Annotated in this window: 18 protein-coding genes and 1 pseudogene; 9 read left to right on the top strand and 10 right to left on the bottom strand. The window is 53.4% G+C overall.

Translation table 11 applies throughout. From position 1 onward, the window contains the following. Positions 1 to 32: 32 nt before the first annotated feature. From SH467x_RS11005 to SH467x_RS10995, 3 genes are all read right to left on the bottom strand, one after another. The gene (locus tag SH467x_RS11005) at positions 33 to 800 is read right to left on the bottom strand and encodes an ABC transporter ATP-binding protein (protein WP_482371362.1); all 768 of its coding nucleotides are present in this window, start codon (positions 798 to 800) and stop codon (positions 33 to 35) included. Positions 801 to 823: 23 nt separating this feature from the next. Further along, positions 824 to 2,659 carry an efflux transporter periplasmic adaptor subunit gene (locus SH467x_RS11000; RefSeq protein WP_482371320.1) on the bottom strand — a complete coding sequence of 612 codons (1,836 nt, stop codon included), beginning with the start codon at positions 2,657 to 2,659 and terminating at the stop codon, positions 824 to 826. 336 nt (positions 2,660 to 2,995) lie between these two features. Then, the gene (locus SH467x_RS10995; protein WP_482371319.1) at positions 2,996 to 3,685 is read right to left on the bottom strand and encodes a hypothetical protein; all 690 of its coding nucleotides are present in this window, start codon (positions 3,683 to 3,685) and stop codon (positions 2,996 to 2,998) included. 207 nt (positions 3,686 to 3,892) lie between these two features. On the opposite strand from SH467x_RS10995, the gene SH467x_RS10990 reads away from it, so the two are divergent. The 3 genes from SH467x_RS10990 to SH467x_RS10980 all read left to right on the top strand — a co-directional run bounded on the left by SH467x_RS10990 (position 3,893) and on the right by SH467x_RS10980 (position 7,590). Beyond that, on the top strand, positions 3,893 to 4,786 hold the full coding sequence (locus tag SH467x_RS10990; protein WP_482371318.1) for an NAD(P)-dependent methylenetetrahydromethanopterin dehydrogenase: 894 nt from the start codon (positions 3,893 to 3,895) through the stop codon (positions 4,784 to 4,786). Positions 4,787 to 4,912: 126 nt separating this feature from the next. Next, positions 4,913 to 6,223: an SPFH domain-containing protein gene (locus tag SH467x_RS10985; RefSeq protein WP_482371317.1), complete on the top strand. Its 1,311-nt coding sequence runs from the start codon at positions 4,913 to 4,915 to the stop codon at positions 6,221 to 6,223. Between the two features lie 74 nt (positions 6,224 to 6,297). Then, positions 6,298 to 7,590: a PQQ-binding-like beta-propeller repeat protein gene (locus tag SH467x_RS10980; protein WP_482371316.1), complete on the top strand. Its 1,293-nt coding sequence runs from the start codon at positions 6,298 to 6,300 to the stop codon at positions 7,588 to 7,590. Positions 7,591 to 7,742: 152 nt separating this feature from the next. Here the strand turns inward: SH467x_RS10980 and SH467x_RS10975 are convergent, their stop codons facing one another. Continuing rightward, positions 7,743 to 8,576 (bottom strand): NIPSNAP family protein, encoded by an 834-nt coding sequence (locus SH467x_RS10975; RefSeq protein WP_482371315.1) that lies wholly within the window; start codon positions 8,574 to 8,576, stop codon positions 7,743 to 7,745. A gap of 168 nt (positions 8,577 to 8,744) precedes the next feature. Here SH467x_RS10975 and SH467x_RS10970 point away from each other — a divergent pair, with 168 nt between their 5' ends. Next, entirely contained in the window at positions 8,745 to 9,674 is a 930-nt protein-coding gene (locus tag SH467x_RS10970; protein ID WP_482371314.1) for a universal stress protein, read from the top strand. Positions 9,675 to 9,739: 65 nt separating this feature from the next. Here the strand turns inward: SH467x_RS10970 and SH467x_RS10965 are convergent, their stop codons facing one another. Beyond that, positions 9,740 to 11,944 carry a YXWGXW repeat-containing protein gene (locus SH467x_RS10965; protein ID WP_482371313.1) on the bottom strand — a complete coding sequence of 735 codons (2,205 nt, stop codon included), beginning with the start codon at positions 11,942 to 11,944 and terminating at the stop codon, positions 9,740 to 9,742. Here SH467x_RS10965 and SH467x_RS10960 point away from each other — a divergent pair. Further along, on the top strand, positions 11,943 to 12,275 hold the full coding sequence (locus SH467x_RS10960; protein WP_482371312.1) for a hypothetical protein: 333 nt from the start codon (positions 11,943 to 11,945) through the stop codon (positions 12,273 to 12,275). The genes SH467x_RS10965 and SH467x_RS10960 overlap by 2 nt on opposite strands. Positions 12,276 to 12,323: 48 nt before the next feature. Continuing rightward, positions 12,324 to 12,827, top strand: coding sequence for a hypothetical protein (locus SH467x_RS10955; RefSeq protein WP_482371311.1), 504 nt, complete (start codon positions 12,324 to 12,326; stop codon positions 12,825 to 12,827). Between the two features lie 85 nt (positions 12,828 to 12,912). On the opposite strand, the gene SH467x_RS10950 is transcribed toward SH467x_RS10955, so the two are convergent. The 5 genes and pseudogenes from SH467x_RS10950 to SH467x_RS10930 form a co-directional block, all read right to left on the bottom strand. Beyond that, positions 12,913 to 14,268, bottom strand: coding sequence for a DUF1501 domain-containing protein (locus SH467x_RS10950; protein WP_482371310.1), 1,356 nt, complete (start codon positions 14,266 to 14,268; stop codon positions 12,913 to 12,915). A gap of 104 nt (positions 14,269 to 14,372) precedes the next feature. Beyond that, a pseudogene (locus SH467x_RS10945) lies at positions 14,373 to 17,021 on the bottom strand (PSD1 and planctomycete cytochrome C domain-containing protein). A gap of 67 nt (positions 17,022 to 17,088) precedes the next feature. Beyond that, on the bottom strand, positions 17,089 to 17,406 hold the full coding sequence (locus SH467x_RS10940) for a hypothetical protein (protein WP_482371309.1): 318 nt from the start codon (positions 17,404 to 17,406) through the stop codon (positions 17,089 to 17,091). Positions 17,407 to 17,534: 128 nt separating this feature from the next. Then, the gene (locus tag SH467x_RS10935) at positions 17,535 to 18,479 is read right to left on the bottom strand and encodes a DUF1559 family PulG-like putative transporter (protein WP_482371308.1); all 945 of its coding nucleotides are present in this window, start codon (positions 18,477 to 18,479) and stop codon (positions 17,535 to 17,537) included. Positions 18,480 to 19,185: 706 nt separating this feature from the next. Beyond that, positions 19,186 to 20,703 carry a DUF1254 domain-containing protein gene (locus SH467x_RS10930; protein WP_482371307.1) on the bottom strand — a complete coding sequence of 506 codons (1,518 nt, stop codon included), beginning with the start codon at positions 20,701 to 20,703 and terminating at the stop codon, positions 19,186 to 19,188. 1,091 nt (positions 20,704 to 21,794) lie between these two features. On the opposite strand from SH467x_RS10930, the gene SH467x_RS10925 reads away from it, so the two are divergent. Genes SH467x_RS10925 through cysK form a run of 3 tightly spaced genes read left to right on the top strand, consistent with a single transcriptional unit; the run spans position 21,795 to position 25,846 of the window. Continuing rightward, positions 21,795 to 23,252, top strand: a complete 1,458-nt coding sequence (locus tag SH467x_RS10925) for a family 2B encapsulin nanocompartment shell protein (protein WP_482371306.1) — start codon at positions 21,795 to 21,797, stop codon at positions 23,250 to 23,252. Continuing rightward, entirely contained in the window at positions 23,252 to 24,856 is a 1,605-nt protein-coding gene (locus SH467x_RS10920; protein ID WP_482371305.1) for a SufS family cysteine desulfurase, read from the top strand. Before SH467x_RS10925 ends, SH467x_RS10920 begins: the two co-directional genes overlap by 1 nt. 48 nt (positions 24,857 to 24,904) lie before the next feature. After that, positions 24,905 to 25,846 carry a cysteine synthase A gene (gene cysK / locus SH467x_RS10915; RefSeq protein WP_482371304.1) on the top strand — a complete coding sequence of 314 codons (942 nt, stop codon included), beginning with the start codon at positions 24,905 to 24,907 and terminating at the stop codon, positions 25,844 to 25,846. Positions 25,847 to 25,915 lie beyond the last annotated feature (69 nt).

Here is a 25,915-nt window from a genome sequence, read left to right as displayed (position 1 = left end):
TACCCCCAACTGTATTGTGCCAAGCCAAATGTTCATTCTTCCACCGGCATATTGTCAATTGCGTATTTTGCGGCCGCATCCCGAACTTCTTGCGAGTTGGTGCGATCCCATTGCAAGCGACCGTCTTTCAGTCGCACAACACGTTTTGCCCGTTTGGAAACTTCGTCTTCGTGGGTCACTAGAATGATCGTTCGCCCTTCGTCATTGAGTCTTTCGAAGAGTTGCAAAATCTCCTCGGTGGTTCGCGAATCCAAATTACCTGTCGGTTCGTCCGCGAGGATGAAGTAGGGGTTGTTCACCAACGATCGAGCGATAGCGACGCGTTGTTGCTGACCACCGCTAAGCTGCGTTGGACGGTGGTCCAATCGCTCTCCGAGCCCTACTAACTTTGCCAGCTCGATTGTCTTGGCATGCTGCTCTTTGCTGAGCGAGCGACCTTGGTAAAAGAGAGGTACTTGAATGTTCTCGACAACAGTGAGCTGCTGGATGAGATTGTAGGCTTGGAAAACGAACCCGATCCGCTTGGACCGGATGTCCGCCAATTGATCGTCGTTCATTTGTGCGACATCGTCGTCACCCAACAACAAGCTACCGGAGGTTGGTTTGTCCAAGCACCCTAGCATATTGAGCAGGGTACTTTTTCCGGAACCGGAGGGTCCCATGATGGCGACATAGTCACCTTCGGGAACGTCGAAAGTCACGCCACGAAGTGCGCGGACGGTCTCGCTCTTGAGGACGTACTCTTTCTTCATGTCGACGACGCGACACGCGTACCTTGTGGCAACGACAGGAGGATTCATTGTGGACTGGGTCATGACCGTTTTTACTGCAATCCTCTCGCGCCAAGCGGGCGGTCTGCGCTGTTTCCGCCTGGAGCACGTCCTGCGGGACCTCCTTCTTGGCCGGGACCTCCGTCCGCGCCGCCGGCTCGTTCACGGGCTGCTCGCAACTTCTGCATCGCCCTGTTGAGTTCCCCCATGTCCAAGAATCCGTCTTGGTTGGTGTCTGCTTGAGGGAAACCCGCGGCGAGTGGGCCCATGCTGCTCGCCTCCGTCTTGCTAATCTTTCCGTCGGAATCGCTGTCGATTCGCTGCATCAATTCCGACACTCCAGCACCTCCACCTGCGGGAGCACTTTCGGTTCTCGCCACAGCCGGCAAAGGTTCTGCGGCGAGTCGAGCAAGTTGTTCTCGGTCGTCTTCCTCTTCAATTTCGGGAATATCCATCTTGTTCAAATGGTTTCGAGGATTCAATACAACTTGATCCCCAACATCCACTCCCGAATCGACGGTGATGAACTTTTCGTTCGCCGCACCGATCTTGATCGGCTTGGTCTCCCAACCTTCGCCGTTCTTGACTAGAACAAAGTGATGCCCCTTGGTTTCGTAGACCGCCAAGATGGGGATCTGAGTCGCCTCGGGGATTTGTTCGACGAAGATGCGAACTTCGGCTGTCATCCCGGTGCGAATCGTTTCAGGCGGATCGACAATCTGAACGAAGACGGCGTATTCTTTTACGTTCGAACCCCACCAGTTGCCAGGCTCTGAATACTTATTGACCTTCACAACGCGACCTAAAAGCTCGTTCTCAACGGCTCCGACGCGGATCTTCACAGGCATGCCTTCGCGGATCAAAGTAATACGGGACTCATTGATCTTCGCTTTGACCTGCATCTTCGTCGGGTCGGGGAGAAGGAAGATGGTTTGCTGCTCGCGAACCAGAGCACCGGGTTCGACGACAAAGTCCGAACCGCCTCGGCTACCGACCTTGTTCGCATACACAACTTGACCGTCCGCGGGGGCTTTGACCGTGCAAGCTGCGATTTGGGCCAGGATTTCTTCGAGCTTGTCTTTTTCCTCGATCAGTGTGTTGCGGTCGGAATCCAGTTTGGCTTTCGCGGTCGCGATATCGCTGTCGAGCTGAACCAGCATCTTTGCTTTCGTCAGTTCATCGAGAACGCGAAGCCGGCCTTCTGCCGACTTGAGCGTGCTTTGCGCGTTCTGAACCGAGTATTGTTCTGCTTCGATTTGAAGTGGTTTGAGAGTTCCCTTGGCTGCCAATCGCTCTGCGCTTTGCAACGACAGTTCTGCCTTTCGTAGATTCTGTTGAGCAATCGAAATCTCGCTCAAAATCGTCTCGCGTTCGGTAAGGTAGGTCCCTTCCAAGTATTCTTGGCGAGCGATCTCGGCTTTGCTTACGGCAGCCTCGCTCGAGATCACCGTCGACTCGGCGGCGCTAACAATGATGCGCTGATTCTTTGCCTCTTGGTCCAACGCGGAGGAATCCAATTCGCAAAGAACATCCCCTCGTTTGACAAAGGTCCCTTCTGGAATCACTGTCAAAATGGGAGTGCCACTCCCCCCGCGCCCCTCGACTTCACACTTCACTTCGTTGTTGCTGCTGCTCTCGACTTCTCCCTGCTCGAGAACGATATGATCGAACGGACCCTTCGAAATCTGCTCGAGAATCGGTTTCCCTTCGGTCGAAGCGGCCGATTCGGCACGCATTTTCCACCAATAATAGCCACCGCCCCCCGCCAAGGTTGCCGCGATCAAAGCGATCAAAATGGGGCGGGCCGCCCCGCGACGGCGTCTTGAAGGCGATCGTCGAATCGCTTGGACGAATGGGTTGTTAGGAGCGGAGGACCTGAGAGATTTCATAATAATTGGGGGATGGAGGTCGCGAAGGGATGATCGGTGGGCCGATGGAAGCCAGAACTTCCGGAGGGACGCTACATCGGTGAAATGCAAACGGTTCTGACATGATACCTGCCAAGGCTCTTGGATCGAAGCGCGATACTGGACGCTTCGTCAAAAATCCAGGAGTTGGGCAGCCTGTCTCGGGGTTGGAGGTCTTACGTGGACCCTGGACTGCAGTTCATTATCGCCGGAAGGCAATTGGCACCGCGACCAGGAATCCAAAGACCGGCCCACCTTAAACCCACAAAATCGCAACGGGTTCCGGTCCAGCAAGGCAAAACCATGCTCGATCCCCTGTCATTCGTTGGCTAGAGCCGCGCCGGCACCACGTAAAATGGCTATGCGGTAAGCCGCCAACGAAGCCAGCAAGGCAAAAAGGGCGTCGCCCATATCGAGATTTTTCCAAACGATTTCCCCCAGGTCTGCAATCCCCCCTCCGGTGGCTTCGGTCTGGCCGAATGCCCGAAATGCAGCTTGGGCGATCGCAATTTGCCGTGCTTTTTCCGCCTCGGAGAGAGCCTCCCACATTCGGGTTGCCTCCGCCCAGGCCTCGGGAGGCAGTTCGGTTGGGCTTGCAGCGGTGTCCGCGTCCCCCTCGTCGCGCCATGCCAAGCGTTCCCCTAAAGACTCTTTTTGCTCGATCCAGTCGAGCGCGAGATGAAATTTCGCCGTCTCCGCCGTTGCAGTCATCCCCCCGGCCTGCTCGACCTGCAAGCGAAACTCCTCATATTCACGGCGAACTTCCATCCAGGCCGCACCCAACTTCCCACCGCCGATGGCGAGCAAGGTGAGGCAGACGGCAACCCAGCCTCGATAAGGGAATGCACCGTTCCGCCCTCCCCACATCGTCGCACCTCCGACCGCCGCACCGATCCCCAACGCCAATAGACCGAACTCCCATCTTCCGATCACGCTCACAACGATCCAAATGGCGGCCCCCATCGAGGCGACGAGAGCTGGGGCTAGGAAAGATGAAATCCGCGTCATGACATCCCATACCTTCTGAGAAACTCGCACTCTGAGAAACTCGCGATCGATCGAGAGGGGAACGGCCGATTCCCACTCGCCGCGTAACTGGACCTGGATCCCGGTCGCTTGTCAAACCGAATCACCACCATTAGGCTTTTCGCTACCGTCGCCCCGGCGGAGAACATGTCCTTTCCCGCATCCCAGTGGAACTGCGAGCCGATCCTTATGTCGAACAAGCGCAAGATCCTCATTCAACTGGACACCGATCCCAAAGCGAGCGTCTTTGATGCTGTCGTTGCCATCGATGCCGGCGTCGATCATCTCCTCCAGTACAGCAACGTGAAGCAGGAGGAAGTCCGCTCGTTGGTGCACGGTGCGATGTACACCCGGGGACCACAAGACTTGAAGTACACCGCCATCTTCGTGGGAGGTGCCAGCGTAGCGCATGGTGAAGCGATCGCGCAGGCGGCTTTCGAGACACTGCACGAACCTTTTCGTGTCTCGATCATGCTCGACAGCAATGGCTCCAACAGCACCGCCGCGGCCGCCGTACTTTGCGCCCAACAACATTTGGAAATCCGGGATTCTTTCTCCGTCGTGCTAGCTGCGACAGGTCCCGTGGGTCAACGCGTCGCCCGCATCCTCGCCAATTTGGGAGGAAAGGTCTTCATCGGCTCACGGTCCAAAGAAAGGGCAGATGAAACGATCGACGAGTTAGCTCGGGCCAATGTCGATCGCTCGCGATTGATTCCCCTGGTATCGGAAGACGAAGAAGCGTTGCATGGAGCGCTGATTCGATCGCAGGCCGTATTCGCCTGTGGAGCTGCTGGCATCCGACTCTTGACCGCGAAACAATTGGCCTCGGCCAGTTCGCTTCGCGTGGCCGTCGATCTGAACGCGGTGCCGCCAGAAGGGATCGAAGGAATTGGAGTGTTCGATAAAGCCGTGGAACGTGGAAATCGAATCGACTATGGGGCACTCGGCGTCGGCGGATTGAAGATGAAGATTCACAAGGCTTCGATTGCAGCGTTGTTTGAATCCAACCACCGATTCTTGGATTGCCAAGAAATGCTCACCATCGGGAAAGATATTCTCGCCCAACAAAACGGCGTCCAATAAACGGTATCGTGTAAACGAACCGCTGTTGACTCGCCTATCGAGAACAGTTGATAGAATAGCGGTGCTGGGTTCGCAGTTCTTTACCTTTGTTTGCACCCATTTCCATTGATAGAACCGGGGTACCACGTGTTTCGTCTCGAAGTCATCGACTACATCGATCAGTCGAATCAATCGCTTATCGCCCGCGTTCCCGAGTCGGGTACGGCCGCGATTCAATACGGTGCTCAACTGATCGTGCAGCAGAACCAGGAAGCGATCTTCTTTCGCGATGGTCGCGCCATGGACTCCTTCGGTCCCGGTCGCTACACCCTGACCACGGCGAACATACCGATCCTAGGAAAACTGCTCACCATTCCTTTTGAGAAGAGTCCGTTTCAAGCCTGCGTGTACTTCGTCGGGAAGCAGACGTTCATCGACCAACGATGGGGAACTCGAACTCCCATCACGATCAAAGACCCGCAGTTTGGCATCGTTCGCTTGAAGGGCTATGGCAAATTCGCTTACCGTGTCGTCGATGGCTCTTTGTTACTCAACTCCATTGTCGGCACCCAAGGAAAATTCACCACCGATGAGATCCTGAACTACCTCCGAGATGTCATCATCGCCAACCTCACCGATCTTCTAGCAAGCTCCGGTATCGGACTTCTCGATATGCCGTCCCGTATGGATGATCTGAGCGCTGCGGCTCGAGTGAAGCTGGGAGACCAATTCTCGAAGGTTGGTCTGGAACTGACCGAGTTTTTCATCAGCAGCATCTCCGCCCCCGAAGAAGTACAAAAGGCGATCGACGCGCGAGCCAGCATGGCGGTCCTCGGCGATTTGCGAGCCTACGCCACCTATAGCGCAGCCAATGCCATGCAAGCTGCCGGCGCTGCAGGCATGCAAGGTCCAATGGGGTTTGGGCTGGGGATGATGCTGCCGAATCTCATGCAACCGCAAAACGGAGGAGGGGGAGCACAGGCGGCGGCTCCGATTACCGGACCCACCCAATTGGACTTCTCCAATGCCCGCGTCCCCAGCGAACAAGATTTAGCGACATCGATTCGATCCGTCGGAGAAAAAATGGGGTGGACGATACAGCCAAGCGACAGTGGTTCATTACAAGTCGTTGTACCATTGGCTTCATCGCGACGACAACGAGTTTTCGTAGAACTGAATCGAAAGGACCAAGATGGTAACGCGATGATCGGAATCTGGTCTCCTTGCGGGGCCATCAACCCAGCAGCGGCCTTGACCATCCTTCGCAACAACGACTCGGTTGTCCATGGTGCCTTCGCCATGAAACGCGTAGACGATGGTGAGATTCTCGTTCTCAAGTCGAATCTGCTGTCGAATCTCACCAATGCGGGCGAGCTGGCCAAGATCATTTCCGCCGTCGCTTGGCAAGCGGACGAAGTCGAACAGCAATTGTCCGGCAGCTCCGTCGACAACCACTAATACAACTTGTCCCGGACCGATCGCTTCCCTGGTTGCGATCCCCTACTTCAGGCATTCCTTTCTTCGAGGTTTTTATGCGAGCCAAATCCTTTTGCTATCGAGCCATGCTTTTGGGATCGGTGTTAGCATTCTCCGACCTGGCTACCTGGCCCGCGATCCACGGAGCCGATTGGTATCAATGGAGAGGTCCCAATCGAGACGGAATCGCGCAGGTCAAGGGATTGGCTTCGAAGTGGAGCGAAGAGGGGCCCGTACTCCTTTACCAATCCGAAGGACTAGGCCGCGGCATGTCCAGCTTGGTCATCGGAGATGACAAGCTCTACACGCTCGGCGAATCGGACGGAAAGGTGCAACTAGTTTGTTGTGACGTCGCGAATGGTCGCGTTCTTTGGAAGACACCTTTCGGTGCTTCCAAAGGGGCGCCCAATGGAACCCCCACCCTGGATCCCGAGACCAAGCGCGTCTATGCCATTTCCTTCGACGGTTTGCTCGTTTGCTGCGATTCCAACAGCGGGGAGACCATCTGGCAAAGGAGCTTCCAAAAAGACTTCGGTGGCAAGATGGAATCGGTATGGGGATATAGCGAATCTCCTCTCATCGATGGCGACCGTCTTATATGCACACCGGGAGCAGCGGACGCGATGGTCGTCGCCCTGGACAAGAAAACGGGAGAGACGATTTGGAAGGGACCTGCCCCCAAAGGGGACTTGCGCGGCAATGATGGTGCAGGCTATTCGTCGATCGTCATCTCGGAAGGGGTCGGGATCAAACAGTACATCCAGTTGATCGGCCACGGCGTGGTGAGCCATGACGCCCAATCGGGCGAATTGCTATGGCACTATGACCGAATCGCCAATCGCACTGCCAATATCCCCACACCGATCGTCAAGGATAACTATGTCTTTTGCTCCACCGGATACGACGATGGAGGAACCGCCCTGCTGCAGATGACCAAAAAAGGGAAGAAGATCGAACTTCGCGAGGTGTATTACAAGACGAACAAGGAGCTGCAGAACCATCATGGCGGCATGATCATGATCGGCGAGTTCGTTTACCTGGGACATGGTCACAACAACGGCTTCCCCGCATGCATCCGCTGGAAGACAGGGGAAAACCTTTGGGGACGCGCTCGCGGCGCAGGCTCTGGTTCCGCCGCCATTGTCGCTGCGGACAGCAAACTCTTTTTTCGCTACCAGGACGGCACCATGGCGATGATCGCCGCGAACCCTCGCAAATACGATCTGCTGGGCTCGTTTAAACTCCCCACACACGAAGGAGAGAGCTGGCCTCACCCTGTCGTTTGGGATGGAAAACTGTTCATTCGCGATCAGCAATACTTGCAGTGCTTCAAGCTGACTGACAAGTAGCCAACGAAGCCCCCGTTATTTGGCCCTTGCGACGCATCGCCTTGTTCCGGGGAATCGCCTTGTTCTGGGGAACTGTCTTGTTCTGGTGAACTGTCCACAAGAACCGGACGGCTTGGTCGGAGGCTTTCGAACGGACACTTGCAGTTTGTAGGCTACTGCAACGGGGAAAACGCGACTGGCTTTAAGTACAGGCTCTTCACGCCATCCTTGACGGTGAGAGGGCCACCCGCTGCCGCTTCGGACTCCTTCAGAGCCTTTTGCCAGTTGGCATCTTCGCGAAATTTACCAAACGACTCCTTGGCCGCCTCGGGAGAGGCGTGGGCGAGAAAGTACACCAACGCATTGCCCGCAGCTGGCAAACTGGAATCGACCGTTGCATTGGCTTTCCCAAGGGGCGCAAGGGCTTTGAGCAAATCTCCGCAATTCGTCGACTCCCCTTTCCGAACCGACCAATAGACAATGTTGGTCATTCCGTGCTTTTTGAACAGGTCGAGAGTGTGGTTCTGAAAGCGAGCGTTGAGGTTGGGAAGATTGTTCTGCGTGGTGATATAGGTTCGCAATTCAAAGACCCGATTCCCAACTTTTTCAATGTTTAGCACGGGGCTATACGCATTGGTGGTCAAGAACACACGCTCGATTCCCGCAACGGGCTTCTTTCCATCAACCTGGGACTTCTCGACCGCTTCCTTCCAACCCGTGTCGTTTTGAAATGCAGTCCAAGCCGCATCGGAAGCAGACTTGTCTTTGTGACGAACCAACATGAACACGCGCTCATCGGTCGATTCGACCGGCGTCCACACGCCTACCAAGTCGATTTTGTGCTTCTTCATGTAAGGAAGTCCTTCGTACGACATCAGCTTGAGCGTATCGGCCTGCCGACCTGGTTCGGATGTGTAAGTACGAAGTTCGTAGATGTGGCTATCTTGGGCCATACTAACAACTCCCATCATCAAAGCGATGAGCACGGAACAGAGGGATCGAATCATGGAAAGGACTCCTGGTTTCAAGTCTGTGGTACGATGAAAGGTCATCGAGGAAGGCTCCGATTATACGCGACACGACGGAACATGCGAACGATCGATCGACCGACCTTCTCGCGAGCTTGTTGCGCTGATTGGACTGATTGAAAACGACCCTCTCTGTGGAACCCCTGTATGCCAAACCTTTATCAAAACATTCTCGTTCCGACCGACTTCACTCCGATTGCCGAGCAAGCCGTCGAGCAAGCTTGCTGGTTGGGCGAGAAAAGCCATGGCCGAGTTGTACTGTTCCACGCCTTACCCGATATACGAACTATGGTTCACTCCGCGACGTTCAACGCTCGCATGGACTTGCTCGAAGGAGAGGGAGAGGTGTTCATTCGCGAAGTGTCTCGCGATTCCGATGCGAAGCTCGACAAAATCATCTTCCATCGTGGCAAGACATCCGCCCAATTGATGCGGGAAACAGCTGTCGGGGAACCTTACGTCGAGATTATTCGAGCCGTGAAGAAGCGTTCCCACGATTTGGTGGTGGTGGGAGCCGGCAACACGGCCGATTGGCGCCATCGCATCTTAGGGGGCACCGCTTCGCGATTGGTTCGAAAATGCCCGAGCAGCGTGTGGGTCGTGAAAACAGACAGTCCGTTTCCACCCCGAAAGGTGCTTGTTCCGATCGACTATTCCAAAGTCAGTCACAAAGCGATGCTCGAGGCGGCAGAGATATGCCGAGTTAGTGGCGCCGAGCTCCATTTGCTCCATGTGGTCGATTCCAGCGACGTGGTGGATGACTTGCTTAGCAAAATTCCGAAGGGGCAAGAGATGCAATCGGAGATGGAACGGTATGCATCGCAAAAATTAGAGTCAATTGAGAAGGAGTTCCTCGGCGACTTGCCGGTCGTTCGACATCTCGAATGGGGAACTCCTTGGAAGGTTATTTCGAAACTGTTGGGCGAGTCTTCGTTCGACTTGATTGCTATGGGGACCGTAGGCCGAGGCGGTGTTTCGGGTCTGTTGCTAGGGAACACGGCGGAGCGGATCTTAACCATGAGCCCATGCAGCGTGTTGACCGTAAAGCCAGACGGATTCCAATCGCCAATTGATTAACGAAACCTTGCACCGAAAAACAACCCCCCTCTTCCGTGAGGAAAAGGGGGCTATTCGATGTCGTGTTAATCCTTTTTGTCTTTGTTCCCACCGCGGCCAGGCCCTCGCTCCGATTTGCCCCGCTCCGATTTGCCCCGATCACCGCCGAGACCTGGGATGTTTCGTGCGGGGTTCACGTTGCCACCACCCGATCGATTGACGCCGGGAATATTAAGGTTATTCCCACCCGATCCTGGGTTGATATTAGGCAAAGATCGAGGAACTCGTTGCGATGGTTCCGAGCCTTCGCGACGGTTAGGGGTCGGCAAAGCGGGGAGCGCAGGAGCTTCGGGGCGTTTACGGGTCGCCTCCCGTTCACGCGTTGCCTTCGGTGGCAGCGGTTGCTGGAGGTTGCGAGTCGCGTCCTCCACGCGGTTCGATGGTGTGCGGTTCGATGGCCCGCGGTTTGATGGACCTGAGTTCGATGGACCATTGCGGCTGGGTGCATTGCGCGTGGTGTTTGCTGGAGCCCTAGAGTTCTCCGCACGACCGCTGCGCTCATTACCCAGAAGCTGATCTCGAATCGATTTCAATTGCTCCGTGTTGAGAGGCTTCGCATCCGGACCGCTGCCGAGGACAGGAGCTAATTGACGGATTCGTTGTTCACGATCGGCGTTGGAAGGTCGGCGTTCGTTACCATTGCCTCGATTGTCTCGATTTCCTCGCGAAACATTGGCATCTGCATCCGCTTGCACTCGCGTTTCGATTTTGCTTCCCAATTTAAAATCGCCCGGGATGGCTGCAGGCCCTCGGTTAGAACCTCGATCAGGTCGTTGTAGCGATAACTGCTTCAACTCGATCTTACCATCTGCGTTCAATCGCAAGTCTGCGCCGGCTCCATTCGAGCCAAGCCCATCGGGACCTCGGCGCATCGATCTGTTTCGATCGGTATCGTTCACTGCTTTTTCTAACTCGCGGCGTTTCGAAGCCAATTCTCGCATGGAAGAATCGCCGGATCGCGACGAGCGAACCGACGCGTTCTTGTCGAGTTGGAGCGAGATCGGGGCTTTGAAATCGTTGCGAGAACCCGTTACCAACGAACTGGCTGTCGCAACCCGCAACAAAGTATCGAGCGAGGATGGATCCCGGCGGAACTGTTGCTGGGCTCGCAATTGGGCGGAAACGGTCGACTGGGATTGCAACCGAGGTGTGCTCGCGATTTCACGCTCCAATTGAGACAACTGCCTCAACCAACCCGAGTGGCGACCTTGGTATGCGTAGTACGAGAGCAACGGATCATAACCATGTTGGTAGTACGTTACCCATGGATAGATCTGTCTCGAACCTTGGTAGCCGAAGTGGTTCCCGTAGTAATACTGGGGAACTCCGCGAGCGACAAAGAGATTGGCCAACCACAGTGGGTTGATATCGACGACATAGCGCGGGCGATAAAGTCCTGCGTAGTTCGAACGGAAGCGAACCGGTGTGAAAAGAACACCCCGATTCGGCAACCGATAATCCCAATAACCTCGTCGGCATACATAACCGCTTGGAGTCCAGACATAGCGAGTGGGCACCCATACCCAATCGTTTTGACCGACGCTCCAGTAACCCGACTGCCACGCATAGTTACCGCCACCGTACTGCCACGAACCTGGGATCCAAAAGTACTCATCGCCAGGTGCTGGGGAGCTTGGACCATGGTCGATACTCTCTGGAGGTGGGGGAAGGTAGACAATCTCTTCCTGTTCGGTACTCGTCCAGAAGCCGCTTACCCATTGCCATCCCCCGTCGGCTTCCGTCCAGTAGCCGGGAACCCACTGGGTATTCGGAGGGATCTGCCGCCAAATACCGGAAACCCATATGTAGTCTTCGTCGACGATGTCCCAACCCCAGTAACCGGGAATCCAAACGTAATCCTCTCCGTCGGGCCGGTATTCAGGCGGTTGTTCATCGACCAAGGCGGGAGGCTCCTTGTCCACCACCATTGGATCCTCTTGGTCCATATCGAAACGTTCCGCATACGCCTCGTGCACCGGTCCGCGAAGAAGGGGCGTGATTCCTTCCGCTTCCTCCGGCAAGGATTCGAGCCCTTCGACCCCCAAATCAATTTGTCCAGACGCTTGAGCGCCGAGGTTGGCTTCCACTTGAGGGTTTGGCAGGGCTTCCGGAGGGGGATCGAGCAAGAGCTGGGCATGGACCGCGCGATCCCCCCCAACCACCCCCACGGCGGTAACGAGGGATGCCAGCCATAGTCGATTTCGCAGCGAATGGGTTTGACGAGATTTCATGATGAGCTCTCAACGAATTGTTGAATTTGAAACGGATTGCGTATCCCTCTTAGCAAAGCAATCGGTGTACCAAGAACGACTCATCCAGCCCAACACCTCAGCGGAAACATGGTCGGCGGCTCCAAAATGCCCCCATAACTCCCTCATTTCGCAGGGTTCTTGCAGGAAATACAGCTTCCATCCTCGATTCATTCCCCTGGCTGTTATTTCTTATCGCGGCAGTTCAGGAGCGTATCGCGTCGAACTCGAGCGCTATCAGTCTGATCTGCAATCGACCAAATTGATCGAACGGCAGCAAAAGCTCGATTTTGCCACTCGGACCAACCGATAGAAACTTTGGAAAAATGCAGAAGAATCGGATCGTAGGGGTAAAGGGATCATGAAGAAATCGATAGCCATCACTTCCGTCATTAGCTTAGCCCTGTGCGCCGTTTGTTTTTCCATCGCTGCCGGGGATCCGCCCGTTCTTCAGAACCGTCGTGAGGTTCCGCTTCCCAGTTTGATGTTGGCGAAGCTTGGAAGCACCCAGCAGATGCTAACGGGGCTGGTCTCAAAGGACTTCGGAGCGATCCAACGCGCCGCGGACAATCTTCAACAGATCTGCAAAGCGACCGAATGGGAACCCAACGCGGACCCAGTTTATGTCGCATACAAAGAGGAACTAGGTCGGCAAGCGAGCAAACTCTCGGTGCTTGCCCAGCAGCACAACTTGGAGGGAGCCGCCTTCGTCTACACGCAAGCGATCGGCTCCTGCGTCAGCTGCCACACCCACTGCCGCGACGTGTTGAAGATCGCGGAGCTTCCGAACCCGGCCAATGGCGTGATCTCCATTCCCGTCAGCGACGACCCGCGGCTTCACAGCATGCCCATCCTCCGCCGATAGCCCGCTGTTTTTGGGCGCGTCCTCGATCGTGGAGAAGGGGGCCTTCGACGACGACCCCCTTGCCTGGATTGTCGATCTAAAGCGACTACGCAAAGATTTCATGCACGACACGCCCCGCGACATCGGTCAGTCGGAAGTCTCTACCAGCGTAGTTGTAGGTGAGCGCTTCGTGATCGAGCCCCATTAACGCTAGAAGCGAGGCGTGAAGATCATTGGTGTGCATACGGCCGTCCACGGCAACTCGCCCATACTCGTCGGTGGCACCGTAAGAGAATCCGGGTTTGACCCCAGCCCCCGCGAGCCACATGGGGTAACCGGTGATGTTGTGATCGCGACCATCCGGACCTTGCGCCTGTGGTAGACGTCCAAACTCACTACCGAACAAAACCAATGTGTCATCCAGCATCCCTCGCTTTTCCAAATCGGAAAGCAATGCTGCGATCGGTTGATCCACAGATTTAGCCCGGGTTAGCAGACCTTGATTCAAGTTGTTATGGTGATCCCAACCTGGATCGCAAACTTCCACAAACCGGACACCCGCTTCGCTAAGTTTGCGAGCCATCAGGCACTGTCTAGCAAAACTTCCTGCAGGGCCATCCTGGATGCCATAAGCGTCTAAAGTCTCTTGAGATTCTGAAGCGAAGTCGAGAATCTCTGGTACCTTGCTCTGCATCTTAAACGCCAACTCAAACGACTGAACGATTCCTTCCAAATCTTCAGGAGCTCCGGTGGAACCTTTTAGGTTCTCGTTTAAGCCTTGGATGAAATCGAGTTGCTTCCGCTGTAGTCTCGCGTCTCTCGACGGCTTGATATTCGTTAGCTCACCTCGATCGCTCAGTTTCGTTCCTTGAAAGTGTGCTGGTAAGAATGCACTCCCATAGTTAATCGCTCCTCCAAAATTGGGGGGTGGATTGATGGTGATGTATCCCGGCAGATCCTGATTCTCCGTGCCCAAGCCATACAATAGCCACGAACCCATCGATGGACGTGTTAGGGAAGCGATTGCGGTTCCCGTATGTAACTGAATGACTGCCTGGGGATGCGCGGGCGTATCGGTGTGCATCCCGCGGATAAAACACAATTTGTCGACATGCTTCGCGCAGTGGGGGAAGAGCTCAGAGACCCAAGTTCCCGTTTCTCCGTATTGCTGGAACTTGAATTTAGAAGCAACCAAAGATCCGCCTCCCGGTCCGGGCTTCCCGTGATCAGCTGCCAATTGTGGCTTGTACTCCCAAGTATCCAGCTGTGAGAACGCTCCTTCTAAAAAAAGAAAAATGATCCTTTTCGCTTTGGGTTTGAAATGAGGTTCTTTCGGAGCGAGGGGATGTAGCATCTTATGCTGAGAGTGCCCTTGGCTCCCCAGCAACCCTGCTAGGGCTACCGATCCAAATCCGGCGGCGGTTGTGCGAAGAATTTCGCGACGTGACAAAAACGACTCCATGACTTTACCTCGTTACCATTCTGGGACTAATTTATCTCGAAAATTTGATGTTGAGCAGACTGCACGATCACTTTAGGTTCGGCTTGCCGTCAGACACAACTCACTTAACGAACAAAGCGGAATTCAGCCGATGCAAAGAGTGATTGGATCAATGCGGCCATTGCGGCTTCACGGCTCGACGCGGGTTCGATATTGGTCGTATATACCAATGGCTCTAGATCCTCGCCGCGGCTGTCTTCAGGCGCCGCAACATTCTGCGAAGCATTTGCTTCGCTACTAACAAGCTTCACACCGTTGGACGCTTCCGTCGCTTGAGCGGATGATGCTGATCCCTTCGACTCCTCCGCAATCAGTTCAAACTGATTTTGATACGATTGCATGAAGGAAATCGTATCATTCATTTCTTGATCGGTCGGATTGCGTTGAAAAGCCTCTCGATAGATTGACATAATCGACGGCGCCATTGGATTGCTCGTTTTGGCAAGTATTCTTCTGGACTTGGCCAAAGCTGCTTTTTGCAGAAGCGGGTCGTTGAGAAGAAAAAGGGCTTGGGGTGGAACCGTTGTGTTGGATCTTTTCCCAGTTACCATCCCCTGCTCTGCGAAGTCGAACACCTGCAACGCATCATGTAGAATCCCTCGCACCATCGGTAAGTATACGCTTCGATGGACGCTCGAACTCGATGCAGCAAGGAGCTTGCGAGATTCGGGGCCATTGTTGCGAATCTCAATCACCGGTAATTTCTTTGACTCATCAAATGCGACACTGCCGCGTTGAAGCTCCCCAGAGATTGCGAGGATACTGTCGCGAATTTCTTCCGCGTCGAGTCGTCGAGGTGCATGTCACCAAAGCCACTTGTTAGAAGGGTCTTTTGCAAGGGCAGACTCATTCGAGCTTGCAGACAGTTGATATGTGCGGGAGAGAACGATCTCTCGGATAAGTTTCTTCTGAGACCAACCGTGACGAATGAACTGTTGCGCGAGATAATCAAGTAATTCAGGGTGGCTTGGCGCGTCGCCCATTACACCAAAGTTATCGACAGTACGCACCAGTCCCTCTGCAAATAACCTTTGCCAAATGCGGTTCACTGCCACGCGAGTCGTCAGAGGATTAGAAGGATGAGTTAACCATTTGGCGAGTTCGTAACGTCCACTTCGTCCTTCCTCAATAGAGGGTGTTGGTACGTGATCGAGTACGGTCAAGAAACCGCGTGGAACTGTAGGGCCTAGCTTTTCAGCCTCGCCTCGTATGCGGATCTCTGTATCACCCGACTTTTCCGCATCTCGAACTCCGAGTGCGACGAGACCTCTTGCTGCGGGGTCGGTAAGGGCGACCAATTCTGCCTGCTTTCGCTGCATCGCTTGACGAGCTTGCTGAAGCTTTTTCGTGTGATCTGCGCTTCGGTCTTTTTGCTTCACGCTATCGCGAATGTGAACAAACTTGGCTCTTGCCGCCTCGAATTCCTCTCGCTTCTCTTCAATCTCTTGTTGAACCTCGTCCGATGGCTGTTGATCGGATTCGTCTGACAGTTGGATCAATCTGTTGGGAACATAATACGCTAATCCGCTACCTCCCATCTGGTTTCGGAGCGCGTCGCAAAGCTCCGTGCTGGTGAAGATGCCCGCTAGCGCGTAGTAATCTCTTGTCGAAATGGGATCGAACTTATGGTCATGGCATCTCGCACAGCTAACGGTTAACCCAAGCACCGCTTGCGATACGGTATCTATCTGTTCGTCGACGTTGTCCATGTCATATCGAACTTTGAACCGCTGGTTCACATCCTTTACCCCGAGGGCAAGGAAGCCTGTAGCAATCAGTTGCTCTCGCTTTTGACTCGGTGAATTCGCGGGCAATAGATCACCTGCAATCTGTTCCTGCAAGAACTGATTGAAGGGTTTGTCCTCGTTCAAGGACTTGATAACGTAGTCGCGATATCGCCAGGCATGTGGATACGGAAGATTTCGGGCAGATCCCGTCGACTCACCGTATCGAGCCACATCGAGCCAGTGCCTTCCCCATTTTTCTCCAAAAGAGTTTGAGCTTAGTAAACGATCCACTACTTTTTCCGTAGCTTTGTCCGATTCATCCAGCAGATAGTCCAGTAACTCCTGTTCGGTAGGAGGAAGACCCGCTAAATCGAATGACAGTCGCCTAAGTAGCGAGCTTTTTGCAGCGTCTGCGACAGGAGCTAAACTCTCCTCCTGAAGCCGACTCGCTACAAATTTATCAATGTCGCTGTGGACCCAGGTAGCCCAAAAGCTACCCGGTACAACTTCAGGGGCAGCTGGATTTTTCAATGGTTGCCACGCCCAGTGACTTTCTTTTCGTTCGGCATGGGGGACAACTCCTGGCTCGAGCGTTTGGTCAATATCCTTGGGGATCACCAAGGGAGGCCATGCCGCTCCGTGATCAATCCAACTCTTCAAATCACTGATTTGCTGCTCGCTAAGTCGATGGTCCGGGGGCATCGCTTTGCTGTCGTCTGCATGAGTCACCCGCTGAATCAGGATGCTTGCAGACGAGTTGCCAGGAACTACAGCGGAACCATTTCTCCCTTGGCTCGTAATCGATTTCAAATCATCGACTCGCAGTCCCCCCGCTTCCTTGTGATGTTCGGAGTGACAGATATAGCAATTCTCAACAAGTATCGGACGAATCTTCTTCTCGAAGAATTCAACTTCTTTGTTGTTGTTTGGGAGATCGCTCACTTGTTCGGCAGCGAGTGAACCGCCTGCAACACAGGCGAACGCCATCCAGGCGAGACATTGGTAACGATTGATCCATTTCATGAGAAAGTCCTAAATTGGGGCATTGAATCTGCTATCTAGAAATCGTGATGGTCACTTGAGTATTTGGCGCGGCTACTTTAAGACCCGATGAGGCGAACTGCAGGTACTTTTTTGGTATCGCTTTGTGCGCTGCGGCTTTATGTTGGCTATCATCGTCGGACACAACGATGCGTGCCTCGTACTCGCCTGCTGAGGTACCTTGAACGATCGCCCCATCACGAAGCGATTCAATTCGAAAGGTGCCATCTGACTTGATCTCCCCGTAGGCTACTTCTGCCGGCCGGTCTTTTGACCGAATTTCAAGGGTATCTCCTGAGAAGTGGAAATCGCTTTCAGGTTCGATAACCACAACACCCTCAAGAGGTGCCTCGGACGTACTTCCGCATCCGAGAACGCATAGAGATAGAATTCCCAGGGTTGCCATTGGCATAAGAAATCGCCATGAAATTGGATGAATCCTCATAATACCACCTCGTTCTATTGCTGTACGGACACAACATTTCCATCGTTCCGAGCTACAAAGCGGGTAAGCACTTCAAGATCGGTGTTGATGGCAAGCGAATGGACACTGCCGTCGCCGAACACGAATTGGCAAAGTCCCGAATGCGCGCTGCCGAAGCTAGAGTTGGCAAGGGTCGGGGTTTGCGCGTTGGGAGGCAGCAGCGGTCGATCTTCGCGAGTCGTCCCGTTGATGTAGGTACCCATCATCCTGCGGTGTGTATTTCGGACCGCACTGAAAGCGCTCCGATCTTCGTTGCGACCTCGAAGGGAATTCGGGCGAATGTGCTTTTCACCAAAGATGGAGGTATTGCTGGTGCCATCCGTTAAGGAGCCGATTCGAACTTGCGCCCTCCATTTTGCAAGGTATGGTTTTCCAGAACTGTCTGTTGTAATGCTTTCCGGAATCGCTGGGATAATCGCGCCAACCGAATTGGTGTAGAGAGCGGCAGTACCGAAACTCGCCGCATAGTCAGTCAATGCACCACCTGGTGTTGCGAAGTCGCCGACGCTGAGAACAGCGGGTGGTCGGGAAGGGCAAAGATAAAATGGTAGCTGCGTTTGGTAAGCTGCGATTGGCCAGTCAGCAACCCTATAGTGTGTATCGATCAGGTTGTATTGGTTTCCAGCTTCAACATACGGCAGTATCAAAGCGTTCCAAGTCGCCCAACTGTTTAACGAATCTGAATTGTCGCCGATGAATGCAGGTGGCAGGAATTTGAAGGCGCTTTCAAAGTTATGGGTTGCTAGTCCTATTTGCTTCAAGTTATTCGAGCATTGCATTCGCCGTGCCGCCTCGCGTGCAGCTTGCACTGCAGGGAGAAGTAAACCGACGAGAATCCCTATAATCGCAATGACGACAAGCAACTCCACTAAGGTGAATGCTCTTTTCGATGACTTCCATGTTCGGATTGTTCGTTTCATGTTCTTTGTCCTAATAGTTTTTCTTAACGACTGGTGATGAATTGATTTCAGAGAGTTCTAGAATGCCTGTGGCGATAATTCGATGTGGTCAGCAACTCAAGGCATATTCACATCGAGTGACGATCGGGCGACTGCGACAACACTCGTTGAATGGAGTCGTAAGCATTACAGCCGGCTCGTCGTTCTGGTTTTCGTGACAAGAGGTAGAACGCCTCAGGTGCATATGCAGTTGTTTCAAAGGATTCCGTTGAAGTGCCCTGCTCGCTTCCTTGGATTCCTTGAAGTCACGGTTACGACTTCTAGAGTTGGGATTTGCTTGCCCTGGTTCATTTCTCAATTGAAGAAGTCGAAGTAGATTTGGAAGTTTCATCTTGGTGCTTTGGGCTCCACGCACTTGAAGTGATCCAGCATTGATTCAGCGAGTCTTTTGAGATGAACCGGAGGGGGCGCATTCATTTGGACTCACCCTGAGTCAATTCGTACGCAAGGGGTGTTCCAATCGGAACATGACCAAAGAAATTTCACCGACTACGGGGCGTTTCACCTTGCAATTACAAGGGATTCAAGAATCGAGAACTTTTTTATCGCAGCAAACATCGCGATTCCTGTGGGAGATGAAATGCTGTGCTGTCATTTGCTTTTGCTGGAGTGTTAGCATCCTTGATAGGTAGCCATCACTGGATATAGCGAATCCTCGGACCTGCAGCTACCTAGCATCCATCGGCACTTCATCTTGAGTCGCTGAAACAAGGAAGCCTTGCCTGGATGCTGAAGACTCGACCGCGACGGACGGTGGATGCCATGCTCCGGTCTGGACAGGTTTGGCTGGAGCATAGATTCGTAAATAGAGAATAAAACGTCCCCGCGGTGGTGCTATCCAGTTTTCGGTATCGGAGGAAGTCTTTCGTTGCGAGATCGAAATGGTGACGGATCCGTCGGCGCTATAGGAGAGTTTGTCCTGCGTTCCCAGCAAGGCATAAGGAGCATTTTCTACAGGTGCAATCCTGTGATCGGAGTTGTATGCTGTCAGCGACCAAAAGCCCTGATTAGGTGGCAATGCCCCCTTGGGAAAGGTAATCGTATAGTCCCGTTCACCTTGTAAGGATTGCCCCTGCCCATCCGCTTCTAGGTAAAAGTACTTAGCCTCGTTAGCTCGGTTCACAAAGATATTCGATTTTGCGACTGCGGCTCGGGTCATAAAATCAGTGCCGAATGCCGCGCCGTTGGAGACGCTAGTCCAGCCAGTCGGGAGCGGGGCGCCGACTCGTGAAAAATCGAATAATGGTTCGATAAGGGACGATTCCAATTCTCGGGCTCGCGTTCGAAGTTTTTCCTTCAAAGAATCACTTTGCTGTGCTGCTTGAAGCAGCGAACGAATCTCTTTGTAGAACGACTCCTCTCCCTCCAAGGGAGGCACGGAGTCGAGTATGCTGGAAAGATCGTCGAAGAATGTCATGGGATTGACCGATTTGCAGCGACTGCGCGTTGACTCTCCAAGGGCCGGGTACCATTTTCGTTTCGTCCAATCGCGCTTCTTCCATTCGCCATTCCACCTCGTGAGCGGACTAACCGAGAACTCACTGAGGGCATCTTGAACGGACAGGACTTCTTCCTTGGAACGCGTTAGCACACGTGGAATGAGGTAAGCGAGCGATGTTGGGGATTGAAATACTTCGACGATAGAAGGAGGGGCGACGCCCTTCCAGTTCGGACCAACAATCATATAGAAACCCGGCTTGCTTCCATACATGGATCCCAATTCTCCAAACGAATCGGTTCGGTGATCTCCGAGTTGGACCAGCCAGAATCGATCGGTAAGGTCAGGCACTTGAAGGACGACGGCATCCTCGGAGAGATCGAGAATGGAGAAGCCGTAGATAACGTCCGGGTTTGGGCATGGAACGGATCTGAATTCGGGCGAGACAGGTTCAGTCAACATGCTCAAACGGTTGACCGGGGCGACAGGGGCGCCACCGCTAATACCCGGCCGTTGAATCAAGCTAGCTGCGCGTTGGACATTGGTCAGATAGACAAGGGGCCAGCCCCAGAAATAGGCCTTCTGAGTTAGCTGGTCAAATCTCGATAGTACTTGGTCTCGATTGTTGGGATGTGTGCAGGTTGCGGTAAATGGTTCGCCAGGACTGTTCTCGGAGGAGAAGGTTGCTGGAGTAAAGCTAGGAATCAGCGATGCGGTAACGAATAGAATTGCGAAGATGTTCTTCATAGTGCTGGTTGGTTATTTCGGATTCGGTTTTTGGGTCCTCTGCAACGGAAACGAAGCCAGGACAACACCCTGTTTGCGCGGTGCGGACAATCGGCGATGACATTTGACGATCCTTTCCTTGGAGCATTCCACCACGAAGACGATGACCGTACCGGATCCCAAATGCTGTGACCTAGTACAGCCGGCACCGTGAAGTCACACGGTTACTAGCGATAACGAACTCAAACGCGAAAGATGTGCCACAACAAAATTTTCTTGTCCGTCTCGTCGAACTTTTTGGATTCGGTCGAAGTGTCAATGAAAACGCTTGGTTTTTGAGTCGATCCACTGCTGCTGATGGGTAATCGAAGTCAAAGCCGTGTTATGTGAAGGCGAGCGACCGTGATTTGCGATGGTCTTTGCCGTGTTAGGATCCGGAATCTACCGTCGCTGATTGGATTGGTGCCCGGTGGATGAAGGATTTGAGACTCGCGTATCAGGGTGGTTCGAATGCTCTTCGGAGTAAGGACGCGAGACACTAAAGGAGAGTAAAGGGATGAGCCCAATCAAAAGGAAGACGACGAGTATTGGAATAGCAAGCTTGAGTAGAAGCTCCGCGTTGCGGCTGTCGGTAGGTAATGAGGTTCGCATGGTGCGATATTAGTCCCTGTCTTGCGGAACAGCGTTTGTCACGTCCATCACAATTATCCTTGCGACAATCAAGCATTCGTGTTGAAGATGATCCGAGGATATCAATCCTCATTGCACTCGCCATACCTCTTCAAAAAACCAAGCACAACATAGCATGGCCGTGTCATTTAACCGTCATCTGCGATAGCGCCATGGCTGATCAAGGCAATGTGTGTGCGTGAGTGTGTAAGAAACCTTCATTCAATAGGACTTCGAACAATCCTGTGCCAACGGGAATGACTGGCACATGATGTGCGGTCAAGCAGGATTGTCTTTGTCTTCGAGCATCGCTGACGAAGACTTGCTGCGGCGGAGTTGTTGGACCTGGGAGTCGATCCTCTTTTTCCTTTGTTAAACCACTCCCTTATACCGATAGGCTTCACTGCCTTACCTTCAATCGAACGAATCAACTGGTGTACTCCATGACGGATAGCCTATTACAACGAAGCGTGACGACCTCCGTTGCGCGAAACCTTGCAACGACCACGAAGACATCACCGAAGATGATGTCGATCACACCTCGCTACTTGCTCAAACTGATCCCTTGGGTACAAGTGGATGGAGGTACCTATCGGGTCAACCGAACGAAGGTCGAGCTCGCGAAAGCGGATCGAATTGCTGTAGACCTTGTCAATGGCGTTGCCTCCTTTCCGCCCAATGCGTTGAGACGAGTCCCCCTCTTTTCCAAGCTTCCGGATTCCATTTTGGATCGGATGGCCAGTTACTTCCGAACAGAAAGTGTAGCCATTGGAAACAAACTTCTTGTAGAAGGCGAAGACCGAAGCAAATTCTTTATCATCGCTCAGGGACAAGTTGAAGTTCTCAGCAAAGGCGTACATGGAAGCGATCTTCGTATCGCATTGCTCACCGAAGGAGAGTTCTTTGGAGAGGCTGATTTGACGGCGGAGAAGCCGTCCGATGCAACGATTAGAACGATCACCCCCTGCGTCCTACTCACACTTTCGCGAAGAGACCTAGAATCCTTGCTGGGTGAGAACCCAAACTTGGTGGCGGAGTTTCAAAAAGCGATCGACGAACACCAGGAGCTTCGATCAAGCGTCAATCGATACGGTGAGCGAAACATCGATTTGGTATCCGGCTTTGCAGAGAACGTCGAGATTCCAGAAACCTTTGTCGACTATTCGCCCACACCACGCGAGTACTCTCTGTCCGCTGTGCAGACGGTTGTTAGAGTTCACACCAGGGTCTCCGATCTTTATAACGGTCCGTTCAATCAACTGGAAGAGCAGATGCGACTGACGATCGAGGGGATCAAAGAGCGGCAGGAGTGGGAGCTCATTAACAGCAAGAAATTTGGGTTGCTTCACTCGGTCGATCCAGCGATGCGGATTAGCCCACGTTATGGAGCACCAACTCCCGACGATTTCGATGAATTGTTGGCGCTGGTGTGGAAGAAGCCAGCGTTCTTTGTCGCTCATCCCAAGGCGATTGCTGCGTTTCTTCGCGAGTGCACTTGGCGAGGTGTTCCGCCGGTCACCGTTAGCGTATTTGGCTTTCCGATGATCTCATGGAGAGGGATACCGATTGTCCCTTGCGACAAACTCGAGGTGACCAACAGGTACCAATCGAGACAGTCCTCAGGAACAACCAATATTCTGTTGGTTCGGGTGGGAGAAGAGGATCAAGGAGTCGTGGGATTGCATCAAGCGGGAATCGAAGGGGAAATCGCTCCCAGCCTTTCGGCGAGGTTGATGGGTCTGGACAGTTTGGGCGTGAGTTCCTATTTGCTAACACTTTACTTCTCGGCTGCGGTTCTCACTGATGATGCGGTGGGTGTCCTCGAGAATGTCGAGGTTGGCTACTACCACGATTACCTGCAACGTATTCCCAAGTCCTTTGACAACGGATCGGGTATCTAATGAGCTACCCCGTCCCTCCGACACTGTCGCCCGATTCACATGCCTCGATCGAGTCGATCGAGTCTGATGAAATCTCAGCGCGATTATTGAATCAGATCTTTGGTACGAACAGACCATCGACCGACTCGATCGCCGCGGTGGCGGCGCACCCTCTGGATGTGGAACGCGCCGAGAACCGCTCGGCACAGGAAACGGAGTCGTTACCGGAACCTGTCAAGCAGGCCATCAAGCGTTCGGATACGAAGCGATTCCCCCATGAACTAACCCAACAAGATATTCAACATGCCGTTCGCTCTCTTCAAAGTGAATCGCAGGCTGCCCTCCTTCGCAAAGTGAAGCTTTCCGAGCGAGGCACCACGAAGGATTTGTCCCAAACAACTTCGAGTGTACGCGCGTTGGACGTTCGCTCGATCCGTGCGGACTTTCCAGCGTTGCATCAGGATATAAATGGGCATTCCCTGGTTTGGTTCGATAATGGTGCCACCACTCACAAACCTCTCGCCGTGATCGAGGCTTTGAGTCATTTCTATGCGTGTGACTACTCGAACATACATCGAGCAGCGCACTCACTCGCGGCACGTGCAACAGACCATTATGAGGCGTCACGCGAAACGGTAAAGCAATTCATCGGAGCCGAATCGACTAAAGACATTGTCTTTGTTCGGGGCACCACGGAAGGAATCAACTTCATCGCTCAGACCTGCAAATCGTTTTTGAACGAAGGGGATGAAATATTACTCACAGAAATGGAGCATCATGCCAACATTGTGCCTTGGCAATTGCTGGCCGATGAAATGAGACTTCGCATTCGTGTGATCCCATTCAACGATCAAGGAGACATCCTCATAGATGAGTACCGAAGATTGTTGACCCACCGGACCAAGATCGTCAGTGTAACACACGCCTCGAATACCTTGGGGACCATTTTGCCTGTCGCAGAAATGGCAGCCATGGCGCATCGAAAAGGGGCTCGATTTGTAGTCGATGGTGCCCAATCGATCGCCCACTTACCGATCGATGTGCAAAGCCTCGGTTGTGATTTTTTCGTTTTTTCAGGTCACAAAGTCTTTGCACCCACGGGAATTGGGGTGGTGTACATTCATCCTGACCTCCAGGAACTGCTACCGCCTTGGCAAGGAGGTGGCAACATGATTCATCGCGTTTCGTTTGACGGAACAACGTTCTCCGACCCGCCCGCGAAATTCGAGGCGGGGACACCTAGCATTGGGGATGCGATTGGCCTGGGAGCTGCGCTTCGCTACCTCATGCAGTTCGATTCCACATCCCTACTGCAGCACGAGCATTCCCTACTTGAGCATGCTTCCCAATCGCTGCAATCGATCCCTGGTGTGAGAACGATTGGCCACAGCCGTAACAAAGTGGGTTTGGTATCGTTCGTTTTGGATCGCTACACGACAGACCAAGTCGGCAAAGAACTCGATCGATATGGAATTGCGGTTCGAACGGGACATCATTGCGCTCAACCGTCTCTGCGACATTTCGGCCTTGAGTCTACGGTGCGACCATCCTTTGCCCTTTACAACACCCACGAAGAAATCGATCGAATGATTGAAGTCATCCATCGACTCGCGCGAAAGGCATAGACAGGCCAATTCATTTTGAACACCAAGAACTCAGTGGCAGGAGAAAAAATGCCTCACGCAAAGACTTACTCCAACATTGCCGGCGCAGTGGGAAACACTCCCATGGTCCGTATTCAGAATCTCATTCCGAACGACCGAGCAGTCGTTTTCGCTAAATGCGAGTTCTTCAATCCGATGAGCAGCGTCAAGGATCGGATTGCCAGAGCGATGTTGGATGCGGCGGTGGCGTCAGGCCGTCTTACTCCACAAACGCATATCATCGAACCCACCAGCGGAAATACGGGGATTGCTTTGGCTTTTCTCGCGGCGGCTCAGGGTTACCGTCTGACCTTGACGATGCCTGAATCCATGTCGGTAGAGCGAAGAGCTTTGTTGCGTGCGTTTGGAGCGAATCTTATCCTCACCCCTTCTTCCGAAGGGATGCGAGGGGCCATCACTCGAGCCGAGGAACTAGTCCTAAACGATCCCAATGCTTGGATGCCTCAGCAGTTCGAGAACCCCGCGAACCCATTGTCGCATGAACAAACTACTGGCCCAGAGATTTGGGAGGATACGCACGGGGATATCGATGCCATCGTCGCTGGGGTTGGAACCGGTGGTACGATCACAGGAGTGGCGCGATACATCAAGAAACTCAATCCGAATTTTAAAGCGTTCGCCGTCGAGCCATCTTCTTCCCCAGTCCTAAGTGGCGGCAAAGCAGGCAAGCACCGCATTCAAGGTATCGGCGCGGGATTCATTCCTAAGAATCTCGATCGATCCGTTGTGGATGAAGTGATTACGGTCGACGACGAAGCCGCCTTTGCATGGGGCCAACGGCTTGCACGAGAAGAGGGAATCCTAGCAGGTATCAGCAGCGGGGCGAATATGTGCGCCGCGGCTCAAGTCGCATCGAGACCTGAATTTCGTGGCAAAAAAATCGTCACCGTGATGTGTTCTCTCGGAGAAAGGTATCTCTCTACGCCGTTATTTGCACCATTTGCCAGCTAGTGAACATTTGGCTCGGCACGCTTGTTGGATCAACCAACTTCTATCGTCCCATTTTCTGGGACGTCCTGG

Origin of the sequence: Brakhagea slesvicensis (assembly GCF_052161625.1) — a bacterium.
In the GTDB taxonomy this organism is placed as follows: domain Bacteria; phylum Planctomycetota; class Planctomycetia; order Pirellulales; family Pirellulaceae; genus JBKCUI01.
Note: the sequence above shows the minus strand (reverse complement) of the source record. Positions and strands in the feature narration are given on the sequence as shown.

Bases quoted from the DNA above. Each gene is read 5' to 3' on its own strand.
- SH467x_RS11005 (WP_482371362.1), bottom strand. From the start codon at position 800: ATGAATCCTCCTGTCGTTGCCACAAGGTACGCGTGTCGCGTCGTCGAC.
- SH467x_RS11000 (WP_482371320.1), bottom strand. From the start codon at position 2,659: ATGAAATCTCTCAGGTCCTCCGCTCCTAACAACCCATTCGTCCAAGCG.
- SH467x_RS10995 (WP_482371319.1), bottom strand. From the start codon at position 3,685: ATGACGCGGATTTCATCTTTCCTAGCCCCAGCTCTCGTCGCCTCGATG.
- SH467x_RS10990 (WP_482371318.1), top strand. From the start codon at position 3,893: ATGTCGAACAAGCGCAAGATCCTCATTCAACTGGACACCGATCCCAAA.
- SH467x_RS10980 (WP_482371316.1), top strand. From the start codon at position 6,298: ATGCGAGCCAAATCCTTTTGCTATCGAGCCATGCTTTTGGGATCGGTG.
- SH467x_RS10975 (WP_482371315.1), bottom strand. From the start codon at position 8,576: ATGATTCGATCCCTCTGTTCCGTGCTCATCGCTTTGATGATGGGAGTT.
- SH467x_RS10970 (WP_482371314.1), top strand. From the start codon at position 8,745: ATGCCAAACCTTTATCAAAACATTCTCGTTCCGACCGACTTCACTCCG.
- SH467x_RS10960 (WP_482371312.1), top strand. From the start codon at position 11,943: ATGATGAGCTCTCAACGAATTGTTGAATTTGAAACGGATTGCGTATCC.
- SH467x_RS10965 (WP_482371313.1), bottom strand. From the start codon at position 11,944: ATGAAATCTCGTCAAACCCATTCGCTGCGAAATCGACTATGGCTGGCA.
- SH467x_RS10955 (WP_482371311.1), top strand. From the start codon at position 12,324: ATGAAGAAATCGATAGCCATCACTTCCGTCATTAGCTTAGCCCTGTGC.
- SH467x_RS10950 (WP_482371310.1), bottom strand. From the start codon at position 14,268: ATGGAGTCGTTTTTGTCACGTCGCGAAATTCTTCGCACAACCGCCGCC.
- SH467x_RS10935 (WP_482371308.1), bottom strand. From the start codon at position 18,479: ATGAAACGAACAATCCGAACATGGAAGTCATCGAAAAGAGCATTCACC.
- SH467x_RS10930 (WP_482371307.1), bottom strand. From the start codon at position 20,703: ATGAAGAACATCTTCGCAATTCTATTCGTTACCGCATCGCTGATTCCT.
- SH467x_RS10925 (WP_482371306.1), top strand. From the start codon at position 21,795: ATGACGGATAGCCTATTACAACGAAGCGTGACGACCTCCGTTGCGCGA.
- SH467x_RS10920 (WP_482371305.1), top strand. From the start codon at position 23,252: ATGAGCTACCCCGTCCCTCCGACACTGTCGCCCGATTCACATGCCTCG.
- cysK (WP_482371304.1), top strand. From the start codon at position 24,905: ATGCCTCACGCAAAGACTTACTCCAACATTGCCGGCGCAGTGGGAAAC.